The organism is Devosia sp., assembly GCF_030689745.1.
In the GTDB taxonomy this organism is placed as follows: Bacteria; Pseudomonadota; Alphaproteobacteria; order Rhizobiales; family Devosiaceae; genus Devosia; species Devosia alba.
Map to the genome: position 1 here is coordinate 1 of NZ_JAUYGL010000036.1, position 14,642 is coordinate 14,642.

At 62.3% G+C, this 14,642-nt stretch carries 12 protein-coding genes; 9 read left to right on the forward strand and 3 right to left on the reverse strand.

Annotated elements, in window-relative coordinates; translation table 11 throughout:
• On the reverse strand, positions 1–531 hold a 531-nt coding region (locus tag Q8O80_RS03325; RefSeq protein WP_305576902.1), incomplete at its 3' end, for an ATP-binding protein.
• Positions 532–774: 243 nt separating this feature from the next.
• On the opposite strand from Q8O80_RS03325, the gene Q8O80_RS03330 reads away from it, so the two are divergent.
• From Q8O80_RS03330 to Q8O80_RS03370, 9 genes are all read left to right on the forward strand, one after another.
• The gene (locus Q8O80_RS03330) at positions 775–2,397 is read left to right on the forward strand and encodes an ABC-F family ATP-binding cassette domain-containing protein (protein WP_305576904.1); all 1,623 of its coding nucleotides are present in this window, start codon (positions 775–777) and stop codon (positions 2,395–2,397) included.
• 198 nt (positions 2,398–2,595) lie between these two features.
• Entirely contained in the window at positions 2,596–3,897 is a 1,302-nt protein-coding gene (locus Q8O80_RS03335) for a Gfo/Idh/MocA family protein (protein ID WP_305576906.1), read from the forward strand.
• Between the two features lie 105 nt (positions 3,898–4,002).
• Positions 4,003–4,680, forward strand: coding sequence for a GntR family transcriptional regulator (locus Q8O80_RS03340; RefSeq protein WP_305576908.1), 678 nt, complete (start codon positions 4,003–4,005; stop codon positions 4,678–4,680).
• Positions 4,681–4,874: 194 nt separating this feature from the next.
• Positions 4,875–5,849, forward strand: coding sequence for an aldo/keto reductase (locus Q8O80_RS03345; RefSeq protein WP_305576910.1), 975 nt, complete (start codon positions 4,875–4,877; stop codon positions 5,847–5,849).
• A gap of 228 nt (positions 5,850–6,077) precedes the next feature.
• Complete coding sequence (locus tag Q8O80_RS03350) at positions 6,078–8,987, forward strand: insulinase family protein (RefSeq protein ID WP_305576912.1); 2,910 nt, start codon at positions 6,078–6,080, stop codon at positions 8,985–8,987.
• Between the two features lie 71 nt (positions 8,988–9,058).
• Positions 9,059–9,646, forward strand: coding sequence for an exopolysaccharide biosynthesis protein (locus Q8O80_RS03355; RefSeq protein WP_305576914.1), 588 nt, complete (start codon positions 9,059–9,061; stop codon positions 9,644–9,646).
• 3 nt (positions 9,647–9,649) lie between these two features.
• On the forward strand, positions 9,650–10,645 hold the full coding sequence (locus Q8O80_RS03360) for a ligase-associated DNA damage response exonuclease (protein ID WP_305576916.1): 996 nt from the start codon (positions 9,650–9,652) through the stop codon (positions 10,643–10,645).
• Entirely contained in the window at positions 10,642–12,219 is a 1,578-nt protein-coding gene (locus Q8O80_RS03365; RefSeq protein ID WP_305576918.1) for a cisplatin damage response ATP-dependent DNA ligase, read from the forward strand. Before Q8O80_RS03360 ends, Q8O80_RS03365 begins: the two co-directional genes overlap by 4 nt.
• 11 nt (positions 12,220–12,230) lie before the next feature.
• Positions 12,231–12,518 (forward strand): UvrB/UvrC motif-containing protein, encoded by a 288-nt coding sequence (locus Q8O80_RS03370; RefSeq protein ID WP_305576920.1) that lies wholly within the window; start codon positions 12,231–12,233, stop codon positions 12,516–12,518.
• Here the strand turns inward: Q8O80_RS03370 and Q8O80_RS03375 are convergent.
• Both Q8O80_RS03375 and Q8O80_RS03380 read right to left on the reverse strand, forming a co-directional pair.
• Positions 12,515–12,907 carry a MerR family DNA-binding protein gene (locus tag Q8O80_RS03375; protein ID WP_305576922.1) on the reverse strand — a complete coding sequence of 131 codons (393 nt, stop codon included), beginning with the start codon at positions 12,905–12,907 and terminating at the stop codon, positions 12,515–12,517. The genes Q8O80_RS03370 and Q8O80_RS03375 overlap by 4 nt on opposite strands.
• The gene (locus tag Q8O80_RS03380; RefSeq protein ID WP_305576924.1) at positions 12,904–14,613 is read right to left on the reverse strand and encodes a long-chain fatty acid--CoA ligase; all 1,710 of its coding nucleotides are present in this window, start codon (positions 14,611–14,613) and stop codon (positions 12,904–12,906) included. The genes Q8O80_RS03375 and Q8O80_RS03380 overlap by 4 nt, the downstream gene beginning before the upstream one ends.
• Positions 14,614–14,642 lie beyond the last annotated feature (29 nt).

The following is a 14,642-nucleotide window of genomic DNA, read 5'->3' on the forward strand; positions in this document are numbered from 1 at the left end:
GCCGGCCAGGCCACGTTTGCGGCCGCGGCACATCAGATTGGTCATGGCGCCGAGCGAGAGTTTTCTGGCCTCGTCGCTGACTTCACCACCAATAGCGGGGGCAAATAGCTGGGCCTCATCGACGACGACAAGCACGGGATACCAGAAGTCGCGATCAGCATCGAACATGCCGCCGAGAAAGGCCGCGGCGGCGCGCATCTGCTGCTCGACATCGAGCCCTTCGAGATTGAGCACGACGGAGACGCGATGCTGGCGCACGCGGGCGGCGATATTGGTGAGTTCGGCTTCGGTACGGGTGGCATCAATCACCAGATGGCCGAATTTTTCCGAAAGGGTGGTGAAATCCCCCTCGGGATCGATAATGCACTGCTGCACCCATGGCGCGGATTGTTCAAGCAGACGGCGCAGCAGGTGGGATTTGCCGGAGCCGGAATTGCCCTGGACCAGCAGTCGGGTAGCCAGCAATTCTTCGAGGTCGAGCGTGGCGGGCGTGGTGCCAGCGCTCATGCCCATGTCGATTGCTACCTTCATCTGGTCTCCGGAGGGCGGCCAGTGCCTCATTCGATCGGGCGGCCGCAGGTTGGTCAAAGTGCTGGCCCGTGCGTTAGCACATTGGCGGCCCGATTCGGGGCAGGTGCGCTGATCAAACCACAGCTTTGGATTTTGGGCGCCTGCACCGTTGTGCCGACTTGCGCGGACGCGCCGTGGATGCTTAACCCAGCGCCATTCGTCAGCCGCACCATCGCGCGGCCGCCAGCCCAGGTCCATACAAGCATGATTCGTCTCGAGAGCATTGGCAAGCAGAACGGCAAGCAGATTGTCTTTATCGAGGCGTCGGCGGCGCTGCAGAAGGGCGAAAAGATCGGCCTGGTCGGGCCCAATGGTGCCGGCAAGACCACATTATTCCGCATGATCACAGGCGAAGAGCAGCCTGACGAAGGCCAGGTCTCGGTGGATCGTGGCATCCAGATTGGCTATTTCAGCCAGGATGTCGGCGAGATGGCCGGCCGCAGCGTGGTCGCCGAAACCATGAATGGCGCTGGCCCGGTCAGCGAGTTGATGGCCGAAATGCGGGTGCTGGAAGCCGATATGGGCGATCCGGACAAGGCCGACGAGATGGACGCCATTATCGAGCGCTATGGCGAGGTGCAGGCTCGCTTCGAGGAGTTGGACGGCTATTCGCTGGACGGCCGGGCGCGCGAAGTGCTGGACGGGCTGGGGTTCAGCCAGGAAATGATGGATGGCGATGTCGGCGCGCTGTCGGGCGGCTGGAAGATGCGGGTGGCGCTGGCCCGCATTCTGCTGATGCGGCCGGACGCGCTGCTGCTGGACGAACCGAGCAACCATCTTGATCTGGAAAGCCTGATCTGGCTCGAGGCGTTCCTCAAGAATTACAGCGGTGCCCTGCTGATGACCAGCCATGACCGCGAGTTCATGAACCGCATCGTCAACAAGATCGTCGAGATCGATGCCGGGTCGCTGACAACCTATACGGGCGATTACGAATTCTACCAGCAGCAACGGGCGATTGCCGAGAAAAACCAACAGGCACAGTTCGACCGGCAGCAGGCCATGCTGGCCAAGGAAATTGCCTTTATCGACCGCTTCAAGGCGCGGGCCAGCCATGCGGCGCAGGTGCAGAGCCGGGTGAAAAAGCTCGACAAGATCGACAAGGTGGAGCCGCCCAAGCGGCGGCAGACCGTGGCGTTCGAGTTCCGCCCGGCGCCACGCTCGGGCGACGACGTGGTGGTGATCAAGAGTGTGGACAAGGCCTATGGCAGCCGGAGCATCTATGATGGCCTCGACTTCCACGTCCGCCGCAAGGAGCGCTGGTGCATCATGGGCGTCAATGGCGCCGGCAAGTCGACACTGCTCAAGCTGGTGGCCGGGGAATCCAAGCCCGATAATGGCACGGTAGCGGTCGGCGCCAGCGTGAAGATGGGGTACTTTGCCCAGCACGCCATGGATGTGCTCGATGGCGACCGGACGGTGTTCCAGAGTCTGGAAGACCATTTTCCGCAGGCCGGACAGGGGCCGTTGCGGGCGTTGGCGGGCGCGTTCGGGTTCTCAGGCGACGAGATGGAAAAGAAGTGCCGGGTGCTGTCGGGCGGCGAAAAGGCCCGGCTGGTGATGGCGCTGATGCTGTTTGATCCGCCCAATTTCCTCGTGCTGGACGAGCCGACCAACCATCTCGACATTGCCACCAAGGAAATGCTGATCCAGGCGCTCAGCAGTTTCGAGGGCACCATGCTGTTTGTCAGCCATGACCGCCATTTCCTGGCGGCGCTATCCAACCGGGTGCTGGAGCTGACGCCCGAGGGCGTGCATGTCTATGGCGGCGGCTATACCGAATATGTGCAGAGCACGGGTCAGGAAGCGCCGGGGCTGCGGAGCTAGGTTTTTTTGGCGCTGGCGTGCTGGGCCATCCCGACTTGACCAGTGCACCACGGGTGCGATGTCGACCTGTAGCGATTGCGGTGAGGCGGCTCTGCTTTGGTCAATCCAACATTGACACCAGCGGTCATATGGCCGATCTTGTATGGAAGATGTAACGAGCCGGTTCGGCTTTTTTCCAGCAGCAAGAATTAGCAGTATATGACCAAGAAATTCGCCATTGTCGGGACTGGTGGCCGCCATCAGATGTTCCGTGACGCGGTTGCCATCACCCATGCCGAGAGCGCCGAACTGGTCGCCTTGTGCGACGTCAACCAGAGCCGGCTGGCACTATCGGCGCACAAGGTGCCCGACAGGACCGGCAATGGCATTGCCACTTATCTGGCCGAAGATTTCGACACCATGCTGGCCGAGCAGGACCCCGATACGGTGATCGTGACGGTGCCCGATTATCTGCATGACGAATATATCGTGCGGGCGCTCGAGGCCGGCCGCAATGTGATGACCGAAAAGCCGATGACCATCGATGTGGCCCGGCTCAAGCGCATTCTCGACGCGCAGCGGGCCAGCGGCAAGAAGGTCACCGTCACCTTCAACTATCGTTATTCGCCGGCCCGCACCCAGCTCAAGGACATCTTGCAGAGCGGGGTGATCGGCGAGATCACTGCGGTGGACTTCCGCTGGTATCTCGACCGGGTGCATGGCGCCGACTATTTCCGCCGCTGGCACCGCTACAAGGACAAGTCCGGCGGCCTGCTGGTGCACAAGTCGACCCACCATTTCGATCTGCTGAACTGGTGGGTGGGCTCAACGCCCAAGAGCGTCTCGGCCATCGGCAAGCGCGATTTCTATACCCCGGAAATGGCAATCCAGCTGGGGCTGGAAGGCCATGGCGAGCGTTGTCACACCTGTCCGGTGGCGGACAAATGCGCCTTCCGCATGGATCTGGAGGCCGACGAGGCGCTCAAGGAGCTCTATCTCGACGCCGAGGAGGATGACGGCTACTGGCGCGACAAATGCGTGTTTGCCGCCGACATCACCATCGAGGACACCATGCAGGTGCAGGCGCAATATGCTTCGGGCGCCTCGCTGAACTATACGCTGGTGGCCTATTCGCCCTGGGAGGGGCTGGAAGTGAAGTTCCACGGCACCAAGGGCGAACTGACGCACAAGCATATCGAAGTGCATGGCGTGTTTGCCGGTGGCCATCGCGAGCGCGACGAGACCGAGGCGATGTTCACCGAATTGCATGTCGCCGGCGGATTGCCGCAGAAGATCGAGGTGTGGACCGGCAAGGGCAGCCATGGCGGCGCCGACCCGATCATGCTGGGCTATCTGTTTGATCCGGACAATATGGAAGCGGATAAATATGGCCGTGCCTCCGACCAGATAGCGGGCGCCTGGTCGATCCTGACCGGCATCGCCGCCAATCAGTCGATTGCCCAGAATGGCGCGCGGGTGTTTGTCGATGCCATGCTTGCCGAGGCGGGAATCGTGCTTTAGCCACAGCCCTGGGGGCCGCAAGCCCGCAGAAATCTGTGGATGGCACTCAGTCGGGGGGCGTAATCCCCCGCTTATCCGGCCAATGGTCGGAAAGGGAAAACAATAATGGTGTCTGCCCAGGTGCTTGATGTGACCGAACAGACCATGGCGATGCGCGTGGTCAGCGCGCTGCGCGACGAGATTGTGACGATGGCGCTCAAGCCGGGCGACATCATCTCCGAGAGCGATATTGCCGGCCGCTACGGCGTGTCGCGCCAGCCGGTGCGCGAGGCATTTATCCGGCTGGCGCAGCAGGGACTGCTGATGATCCGCCCCAAGCGGGCGACCGTGGTCAAGAAAATATCGCCCGAAGGGGTGCGGCAGTCGCGCTTTATCCGCGAGTCCATCGAGGTGGAGATCGTGCGGCGACTGGCCACCAATCCGGGCGATGCGGCCGATGTGCTCAAGGGGTTGATCGCCGATCAGGAAGAGGCGTCGGCCGCCAATGACAGCCGGCGCTTTCATACGCTCGATGAACTGTTTCACCGCACCATGGCTCGCCTGGCGGGCGTGGAATATGCGTGGCAATTGATTGACGATCACAAGATGCAGCTCGACCGGGTGCGCTATCTGACGCTGGGGGCATCCTCGTCGCGGGTGGCCATTGACGAACACATGCTCATCACCAAGGCCGTCGCCGCGGGCGATGTGGCGGGTGCCGAAGCGGCGATGCGGGCGCATCTGGCACGGGCCGAGGTGCTGCTGGCTCAAACCATTGCCGAGCACCCGGAATATTTCGAGTAGCGCCGACAGCGCGGCTTGACCGGCGCAACCTGGCGCGTCAGGTTCGGGTCGTATGGGGCCACATGCGCTGCGCCGAAATCTGGCTGGCTGCGGATCGGTTGGCTATTCTGCACATTATCCAGGCGTGACGGGGCGTAAGGCGCCTGTCGACGCGGCCGATGCGCTGGACCAGCAAGCAACAAGGATTGTACGGCATGAAGAAGCGGCGATTGGGCAAGACGGGCTTTGAGGTTTCCGAAATCGGGCTGGGCTGCTGGCAGCTGGGCGGGGATTTCGGGCCGGTGGGTGACGACACCGCGACGGCTATTCTGGATGCGGCCAATGCGGCTGGCGTGACCTTCTGGGACACGGCGGACGTCTATGGCGACGGACTGAGCGAGAGCCGAATCGGCCGCCACGCCAAGGGCGCTGGCGTGCATGTTGCGACCAAATTGGGCCGCGGCTCCGGGCTCTATCCCGACCATTATTCCAAGGACGGGATTCGCAGGAGCCTGGAAGGCTCGGCTGAGCGGCTGGGTGTGACGGCGCTCGACCTGGCGCAACTGCATTGCGTGCCGACGGCCGTGCTGCAGGACGGCGCCATCTTTGGCTGGATGGATGAGCTGAAGGCCGAAGGGCTGATCCGCCATTGGGGCGCCAGTGTGGAAACCATCGAAGAAGGGCTGCTGTGCCTGGAGCAGCCCGGGTTGGCGACGCTGCAGATCATTTTCAACCTGTTCCGGCAGGACGCGGCCGAGGCGCTGCTGCCCATGGCAGCGGAAAAAGATGTCGGCATTATCGTGCGCCTGCCGCTGGCCAGCGGATTGCTCAGCGGCAAGTACGACAAGGATACGCGCTTCGATGCGACCGACCATCGCAATTACAATGCCGACGGGCAGGCATTTTCGGTGGGCGAGACGTTTGGCGGCATCGAGTTAGCGCGCGGCATTGAACTGGTGAACGAGCTCAGGGGGCTGGCGCCGAGCGGCATGCCGATGAGCCAGTTCGCCCTGCGCTGGATTCTGGACCACCCGCAGGTGTCGAGCGTCATTGCCGGGGTGAGCAAGCCGGAACAGCTGGCCGACAATGTCGCCGCCAGCGAGCAGAACAGCCTGTTCCCGGCGCTGATGGGGCAGTTGATGGCGTGGTATAAAAAGGAAGTGAAGCCGGAAATCCGCGGCGGGGTGTGAGGCTGAATTCTGGGTGAGCAGCGATGTCAGCTGCGAACCTGCCCTCGGTTTCGGCCACTCTCGCAACGAGTTCCGTGCCCAAGTGTCAAGCCGGCGGGTGATGCGTGGTGAAGGCAAATGTCTGTGACCGCCAGGGGCGATCATCACCAATGGGCCCAACGCCCCCTAGCGCACCCAGCTGCGCGTCCCTACGTTGGGCGCAACAACAAAACACTGCCGAGTATTGTCATGAGCTATCACGAAGCCTTCGAACTGATCCGCGACGAGCATATCGCGGAGGCCAATTCGCGGGCGCAGTTGTTCCGCCACAAAAAGACCGGGGCGGAGGTGCTCAGCCTGATCAATGACGACGAGAACAAGGTGTTTGGCATCACCTTCAAGACGCCGCCGACCGATTCCACCGGCATTGCCCATATCCTTGAGCATTCAGTGCTGTGCGGCAGCCGGAAATACCCGGTCAGGAAGCCGTTTGTGGAGCTGATCAAGGGAAGCCTGAACACGTTCCTCAACGCCATGACCTTCCCGGACAAGACCGCCTATCCGGTGGCCAGCCAGAATTTGAAAGATTTCTACAATCTGGTGGATGTGTATCTGGACGCGGTATTTTTTCCGCTGCTGACCGAAGAGACCTTTCTGCAGGAAGGCTGGCATTACGAGCTTGAGGATACCAGTGCGCCGCTCGTCTACAAGGGCGTGGTGTTCAACGAGATGAAGGGGGTGTTTTCCTCGCCCGACGCGGTGATGCGCGACATTGCACAGCGCTCGCTTTATCCCGACGTTACCTATGGCAAGAGCTCGGGCGGCGATCCCAAGGCCATTCCCGACCTGACCTACAAACAGTTCCGGGATTTTCACGCCAAGTATTACCACCCGTCCAACACAAGGGCGTTCTTTTCCGGCGATGACGATGCTGGCGAGCGGCTGGCGATTCTGGACGCCTATTTTTCCCAGTTCGAGCGGGCGCCGGTGGATGCCGAGGTCAAGCTGCAGCCGCGCTTCAACGCGCCGCGGCAGATCGAGGCCAGCTATGCAGGCACCAGAGAAGTGGGCAAGGCGCGCGACGGCATGGTATCGGTGAACTGGCTGATTGATCCGCCGGCCGACCGTACCGAGGCGCTGAGCAATGGCATGCTGAGCTATCTGCTGGCCGGCAATCCGGCGGCGCCACTGCGCAAGGCGTTGACCGAGAGCGGGCTGGGTGAAGGCATGACCGGGGGCGGCATTGGCAATGGCCTGCGCCAGCCCATGGCCAGCTTTGGTATGAAGGGGATCGACCCGACCGAGGCTGGCAAGGTGGAAGCGCTGATCCTCAATACTCTCGAAGAGATTGCCGAAACCGGCTTTTCATCCGAACAGCTCGAAGCGGCGGCCAATACGTTCGAGTTCTCGCTGCGCGAGAACAATACCGGCTCCTATCCACGCGGCATGGTCTACATGTTCAACGCGCTGGGCAGCTGGCTGCATGAGGGCGACCCGATCGCGCCGCTGGCCTTTGAGGAGGCGCTGAGTGCGCTCAAGGACAAGGCCGCGCAGGGGCACTTTGCCAGGGAAATCCGTCGGTTGTTCCTCGACAATACCCACCGTACCACGGTGACCCTGCGCGCCGACCCTGAACAGGGCGCGCGCGAAGCGGCTGATGAAGCAGGCATTCTGGCCAAGGTGCGGCAGGGATTTGATGCCGAGGCGCTGGCGGCCACCAAGGCCGAGACCGATCGGCTGAAGGCACTGCAGGAAACGGTGGATGATCCGGCGCTGCTGGCCAAAATACCGACGCTGACTTTGGCCGACCTGCCGCGCGAGAGCCGCACCGTGCCGATCGATATCGGTACGCTGGCCGATACCCGGTTATTCTACCATGACCTGCCGACGCTGGGGATCGTCTATCTCGATCTGGGGTTTGACCTGCATGTGCTGGACAAGGGCCTGCTGCCCTATCTGCCGCTGTTCGGCCGGGCGCTGCTGCAGACCGGCACCAGCAAGGAAGATTTTGTCAGCCTGACGCAGCGCATTGGTCGCTCGACCGGCGGGATTGCCCAGCACCGCGGGCTGTCTTCGCGCCAGGGCGACAATGGCAGTGCCGCCTGGTTCTTCCTGTCGGGCAAGGCCGTGCCGGACAAGATCGCGGAAATGCTGGCGATCATGGGCGACCTGCTGGGCGATGCCCGGCTGGATAATCGCGCCCGCTTCAAGCAGCTGGCGCTGGAGGAGAAGGCCGGCTTTGAAGCGCGGATGATCCCTTCGGGCAATGCAATGGTTGATACGCGGCTGAAGTCGAGCCTGACCGAAGCGAGCTGGATTGGCGAACAGATGGGCGGGGTGAGCTATCTGCAGTTCCTGCGCGAACTGGTGGCGCGGATTGACAGTGATTGGGATAGCGTGGAAGCGGCGCTGAAACGCATTCGCGACACGCTGTTCAATCGCGGTCGCATGGTGGTCAATGTGACCGCCGATGGCTCGCTGTGGAACCGGGCCAAGGGCGAGATCGAGGGTTTTCTCAAGACCCTGCCCGACGCCAAGCATGATTTTGCTGACTGGAATGTGGATTTTGCGCCGAAGTCTGAAGGGCTGATCATTCCGGCGCAGGTCAATTATGTCGGCAAGGGCGCCAATCTGAAAGCGTTGGGGTTTGCGCTGACCGGCGCTTCAAGCGTGGTGCTGAAGTTCCTCAACACCACCTATCTGTGGGACAAGATCCGTGTCCAGGGCGGGGCCTATGGCGGCTCGGCCCGGTTCGACCTGACGAGCGGCAATTTCAGCTTTCTGAGCTATCGTGACCCCAATCTGCTCAAGACGCTGGACGCCTATGACGGGGCGAGCAAGGCGCTGCACGCGGCGATTGGCGCCAATGATCTGACGCGCTCGATCATCGGGGTGATCGGCGATGTCGATGGTTATGAATTCCCCGATGCCAAGGGCTATTCTTCGATGTGGCGGCAGCTGACCGGCACGACTGATGCGCTACGCCAGCAGCGGCGCGATGAAATTCTTGGCACGACCGCCACGGACTTCAGGCGCATGGCGGAAGCGGTGGAGGCGGTGGCGCGGCACGGACATGTCGTGGTGCTCGGTGGCGAGGCGGCGATCGCTGCAGCAAACGAGAAGCGGCCGGGACTGCTCGCAGTCAGCAAGGTGATCTAGCGTCCGGCCAAGGCACGCGCGGAACGCGGTGCATCCGGCAGGCGTTACTATCGCAAAGGAGCGCTTTGTGAATGGGAAATGCCAGGGATGGGGCGTTGGGCGAGATTGTTGCCAAGGTAGAGCAGCGGGTCGCAGACGGCGAAAAAATCTCCATCGGCATGATCCAGGCGGTTGCCGGGCAGCGGATGGCCGGACCGATGCTGCTGTTTCCTGCACTCATCGTGGTGTCGCCGCTCAGCATTATTCCGGGATTGCCGAGCCTTGTGGGCCTCACCACAATCCTGGTTGCCGGCCAGGTGGTGTTGGGTCATGAAAAGATCTGGCTGCCGCGCTGGCTGACAGAGCGTTGCCTGTCCTCGCGTCAGGCGGAGCGGTTGATGAGCTTCCTCAAGCCGGTGTCGGCCACCATAGATGCGGTGTCGAAGCGGCGCTGGCATGCACTGGTGTCCCAGCCGATACGGCGCGCAGGTGCGGTCGTCTGCGTGCTCGTCGGTGCGATCATGCCCTTCCTCGAACTCATTCCCTTCACCTCGACCGGCGCTGGCGCGATCATCGCTCTGTTCGGTCTGGCGCTGACCGCAAGGGACGGAATGGTGGCACTGGCCTGGATCGGGCTGGTCACTGGCATGATTGGCGTTGCCGCCTTACTTCTGGTGTGACCGATGCTGCTGGACCGTAACCTTCACATCCGTGCCATCGACACCTTCATCGACCCGAGCGTGCCACGCGAGCGGGCGATCATCACCCATGGCCATGCCGACCATGCGCGGAGCGGGCATGGCGCGGTGCTGGCGACCCCGGACACTATTGCCATCATGCAGACGCGCTATGGCGTCGATTGTGCGGGGCGGTTCCAGGCGCTCGATTTCGGCGTCCCGCTCCTGATCGACGATGTGTCCATCACTCTTTATCCGGCCGGACACATATTGGGCTCGGCGCAGGTGCTGGTAGAGCACAAAGGGCAACGGGTGGGGGTTACGGGCGACTACAAGCGCCTCACCGACCGCACCGCGCAGCCCTATGAGCTGGTCAGATGCGACCTGCTGGTGACCGAGGCGACATTTGGCCTGCCAGTGTTTCAGCACCCGCTGCCGCAGACCGAAATTGCGCGGTTGCTGAAATCGGTGCGGGACAATCCCGAGCGCAGCCATCTGGTGGGATGCTATGCGCTGGGCAAGGCGCAGCGGGTGATTGCGCTGCTGCGCGATGCGGGGTGGGACGCCCCGATCTATCTGCATGGTGCGATGCTCAAGCTCTGTGGGCTCTATGAAGAACTGGGGGTGAAGCTGGGCGATCTACGTCCGGCGCTGGATGTGCCCAAGGCGGACTTCGCGGGGCAGATCGTGATCGCGCCCCCCTCGGCCATTCGTGACCGCTGGAGCCGACGCTTTCCCGATCCGGTGGTGTGCCAGGCTTCGGGCTGGATGAGCGTCAAGCAGCGCGCACGGCAGGCGCTGGTGGAACTGCCGCTGGTGATTTCGGACCATTGCGACTGGGGCGAGTTGCAGCAGACGGTGCACGAAACCGAGGCGGCAACTGTGTGGGTAACGCACGGCCGCGAGGATGCGCTGGTCTATTGGTGCCGGCAGCAGGGCCTCGAAGCCGAGCCGCTGCATTTGCAGGGGTTCGAGGATGATGGCGGGGAGGAGGCGGCGTGAAGCGCTTTGCCCAATTGCTCGAGCTGCTGGCGCTGACCTCATCGCGCACCCGCAAGCTGGCGGCGTTGACGCAGTATTTCCGCGACACGCCGGACCCCGATCGGGGCTATGGGCTGGCAGTGCTTACCGGCGCGCTGAATTTTGCCAATGTGAAGCCGGCGCTGCTCAAGGAAACGGTGCTGGCGGAGGTGGACGCGACGCTGTTTGCCATGAGCTATGACTATGTCGGGGATCTGGGCGAGACGATTGCGCTGATCTGGCCACATCACGGCGGGACGGGCGAGCTGCCCTCGCTGACCGAGCTGATCGACTTGTTCAATACCACCTCCAAGCGCGACTTGCCCAAGCTGATCGGCAGCCTGCTGACGCGAGCTGAAATCAATGAGCGCTGGGCGCTGGTAAAGCTGGCTACGGGCGGGTTGCGCGTCGGCGTTTCGGCGCGACTGGCCAAGACGGCACTGGCGGAAATGAGTGGGGTGGAGCTGCAGGCCATTGAGGAAGTCTGGCACGGTCTCAAAGTGCCCTATGGGGCGCTATTCGACTGGCTCGATGGCAAAACGGGGCGGCCGGACATCGATCAGTCGGCGCGGTTTCATCCGTTGATGCTGAGCAATCCGATCGATGAAGAAAGGGACCTGGCCAGGCTGGCACCCGAGGATTTCGCCGCCGAGTGGAAATGGGATGGCATTCGGGTGCAACTGGTCATGGGCGCCGGTACTGTGTCGCTGTTTTCGCGAACTGGCGATGATATTGCCAATGCGTTCCCCGATATTGTTGACAACGCGCAGGGGCGGGCGGTGCTGGACGGCGAATTGCTGGTGGGCCAGGATTTCGATCCGGGCTCGTTCAACGATCTGCAGCAGCGGCTGAACAAGAAGGTCGCAAGCGCCAGGCACCTGAGGGAAAGCCCGGCGTTCATTCGGGTCTATGACCTGCTGTTTGATGGTGATGTGGATGTGCGGGCGCTGCCCTGGAGCGAGCGGCGGGCGCGACTGGAAGCGTGGTTTGCTGCCAATCCGCAGACCCGGCTGGATCTTTCCGAAGTATTGCCGTTTGCCGATTGGGAAGACCTGGCGCGGCAGCGGCGGCAGGGCGCCGATGAACACGGCCATGAAGGGGTGATGATCAAGCTCAGGCAGGCACCTTATGTGCCGGGGCGCCCGAAGGGATATTGGTATAAATGGAAACGCGACCCCAATGTGGTCGATGCGGTGCTGATGTATGCGCAGCGCGGGCATGGGCGGCGCAGTTCATTTTATTCCGACTACACATTCGGGGTGTGGAAGGGCAATGAAATCGTACCGATCGGCAAGGCCTATTTCGGCTTCACGGATGAGGAGCTCAAACTGCTCGACAAATGGATCCGCACCCATACGATCGGTTCGTTCGGGCCGGTGCGCGAGGTAAAAAAGGAGCTGGTGTTCGAAGTGGCTTTCGACTCGGCGCAGGAGAGTGCGCGACACAAATCGGGCGTGGCACTGCGCTTCCCGCGTATCAGCCGCATTCGCTGGGACAAGCCGGCGGCCGAAGCGGCGACGCTGGCGGATATGGCGGTGTTTGTGGCGGCAACTTAGGAGGCATTTTGATGTCATCACGATCAAATCACGAGCGGTTGCTGGCGCTGAGCAAGCAGATGGAGGAAGCGGCCGCAGCGATGGATTTTGAGAAGGCAACGGCGCTGCGCAACGAGATTGCCCGGCTCAAGGGCGAGGCGCCACTGACTGAGGGCGATGCCGATACGGTGACGGTCGGCCAGCCGCCGCCGGGCGCAATGGGGCTGGGCACGCAGGTGCCGGTGCGGCAGCCGCCCAAGGGCTGGGTGAAGCCGAAAAAGCCGGATCCGTTGACCCGGAATGTGAAGGGCAAGCGCTAGCGTGACCTGGCGGGTTGTTCGCTGGTGAGCTTCTTGATTTCGCGCAGTTCGTTGATGGTGGTTTCCAAATCATCGCGCTGTCGTTCCAGCGAGGCCAGGCGTTCATCGACCTTGTCGATGAGCAGATGCACCTGCTGGCTGCGATTGGCGTCATAAAGGCTGAGATAGTCCGAGATATCGCGCAGCGAAAAGCCCAGCCGCTTGCCGCGCAGGATCAGGATCAGCCGGGCCCGGTCGCGGCGCCGGAAAACCCGGGTGGCGCCGACCCGCTCGGGGGCGAGCAGCCCCTTGGATTCATAGAAGCGGATGGCGCGGGTGGAGATGCCGAACTCCTTGGCGAGGTCAGCAATGGCAAACAGATCACGGCTCTCGGTTGTTGCGGGGCTCACGTGGTTGCCGTTGACTGCGCATATTCTTCGCGCAGTTCCTTCTTGCTGAGCTTGCCGATCAGGGTTTTCGGCAGCGCGTCCTTGAAGATGATTTCCCGTGGCATTTCGATCTTGCTGATGCGCTCGGCCAGGAAGACCTTGAGCTCATCGGCCGTGATGGACGCGCCATCGCAGAGTTTGACGAAGGCGATGGGCGCTTCGCCGCGATAGTCGTCCGGCACGCCGATCACATTTGCTTCCTCGACGGCGTCATGGGCCATCAGCGCTTCTTCGATGGTGCGCGGATAGACGTTGAAGCCCGAACTGATGATCAGATCCTTGATGCGATCAACGAGAAAGACATAGCCGTCCTCGTCCATGTGGCCGACGTCCCCCGTTCGCAGCCAGCCATCCATGAAGGCATCCGCCGTGGCCTGCGGCTCGTTGTAGTAGGCGAGCATGACCTGGGCACCCTTGACCTGGACTTCGCCGTCTTCACCGATGCCAACCGGCGTGTCGGTCTCGAGGTTGACGAAGCGAATGTCGGTGCCGGGCAAGGGCAGGCCGATGGACAGGGGCTTGGAGGGTACGCGCAGGGCGGCGCAGCAGACCACGGGTGAGGCCTCTGTCAGGCCGTATCCTTCGGCGAGGATGGCCGAGGACTTCTTGCCGAAGGCCGCCCGAATTTCGTTGGACAGGGCGGCACCGCCGGATATGGCGACCTCGATACTGGCCAATTGCTCGGATGTGGCGCCTTCGGCGCGGGCAACGGCATTGAGCAGGGTGGGGACGGCGGGCAGTACATTGGCGCGAGTGCGGGTGAGCAGGTTGAGCAGCGCCTTGAGTTCAAAACGCGGCAGCATGACAACCTGGGTGCCGTTGCAGAGCGGCACGTTCATGCAGACCGTCATGGCAAAGATGTGAAAAAACGGCAGCACCGCCACAATCTTGGCGGGGGGCAGGAACAGGCCACAGCCCCAGTGGTTGATCTGGCTCATATTGGCGGCGATATTGGCATGCGTCAGCTGGGCGCCCTTGGGCAGGCCGGTAGTGCCGCCCGTATATTGCTGGACGGCAATATCGGTCTGGGCGTCGATGACGACTGCGGTGGGCGGCTCGCCGCGTTCCACCATGGTGTGAAAATGGCTGATCCTGTCGGCAATGGGCGAGGCCTTGAGCCGGGCCAGGTCCCGGCGCTTGGCCACCGAGAACAGGATCTTCTTGACCAGCGGCAGGGCATCGGGGAAGTGGCAGACCACCAGCGACTTGATGTGGCCGGCCTGCACCAGCTTTTCGGCCTTCTCGAAGATCTGCTGAAGGTCCAGCGTCACCATGACCTCGGCGCCTGCGTTTTCGGCGATGTGGCTGAGTTCATGCACGGTGTAGAGCGGGTTGCAGTTGACCACCGTGCCGCCGGCGCGCAGCACGGCGTAATAGGCAATGGGATAGAACGGCGTGTTGGGCAGCATGAGGGCGACGCGGCTGCCCTTCTTGACGCCAAACTCGCGCTGCAGGGCACCGGCAAAGGCGATGATCTTGCTGGCCAGCTCACCAAAACTGGTTGTGCCACCCAGAAAGTCGAGTGCGACAGCGGACGGGTTTTTGGCACAGGCGGCCAGCACCTGCTCGTGTACCGGGCGAATGTCGAGCTCGACAGCCCAGTCAATGCCCTCGGGATAGCTGGCGATCCAGGGACGCACATGGGGGGCGGGACTCTTGGATGCCATCGTTTCCTCCGTTTGCCGGGTGCCGGCTG

Bases quoted from the DNA above. Each gene is read 5' to 3' on its own strand.
- Q8O80_RS03330 (WP_305576904.1), top strand. From the start codon at position 775: ATGATTCGTCTCGAGAGCATTGGCAAGCAGAACGGCAAGCAGATTGTC.
- Q8O80_RS03335 (WP_305576906.1), top strand. From the start codon at position 2,596: ATGACCAAGAAATTCGCCATTGTCGGGACTGGTGGCCGCCATCAGATG.
- Q8O80_RS03340 (WP_305576908.1), top strand. From the start codon at position 4,003: ATGGTGTCTGCCCAGGTGCTTGATGTGACCGAACAGACCATGGCGATG.
- Q8O80_RS03345 (WP_305576910.1), top strand. From the start codon at position 4,875: ATGAAGAAGCGGCGATTGGGCAAGACGGGCTTTGAGGTTTCCGAAATC.
- Q8O80_RS03350 (WP_305576912.1), top strand. From the start codon at position 6,078: ATGAGCTATCACGAAGCCTTCGAACTGATCCGCGACGAGCATATCGCG.
- Q8O80_RS03355 (WP_305576914.1), top strand. From the start codon at position 9,059: ATGGGAAATGCCAGGGATGGGGCGTTGGGCGAGATTGTTGCCAAGGTA.
- Q8O80_RS03360 (WP_305576916.1), top strand. From the start codon at position 9,650: ATGCTGCTGGACCGTAACCTTCACATCCGTGCCATCGACACCTTCATC.
- Q8O80_RS03370 (WP_305576920.1), top strand. From the start codon at position 12,231: ATGTCATCACGATCAAATCACGAGCGGTTGCTGGCGCTGAGCAAGCAG.
- Q8O80_RS03380 (WP_305576924.1), bottom strand. From the start codon at position 14,613: ATGGCATCCAAGAGTCCCGCCCCCCATGTGCGTCCCTGGATCGCCAGC.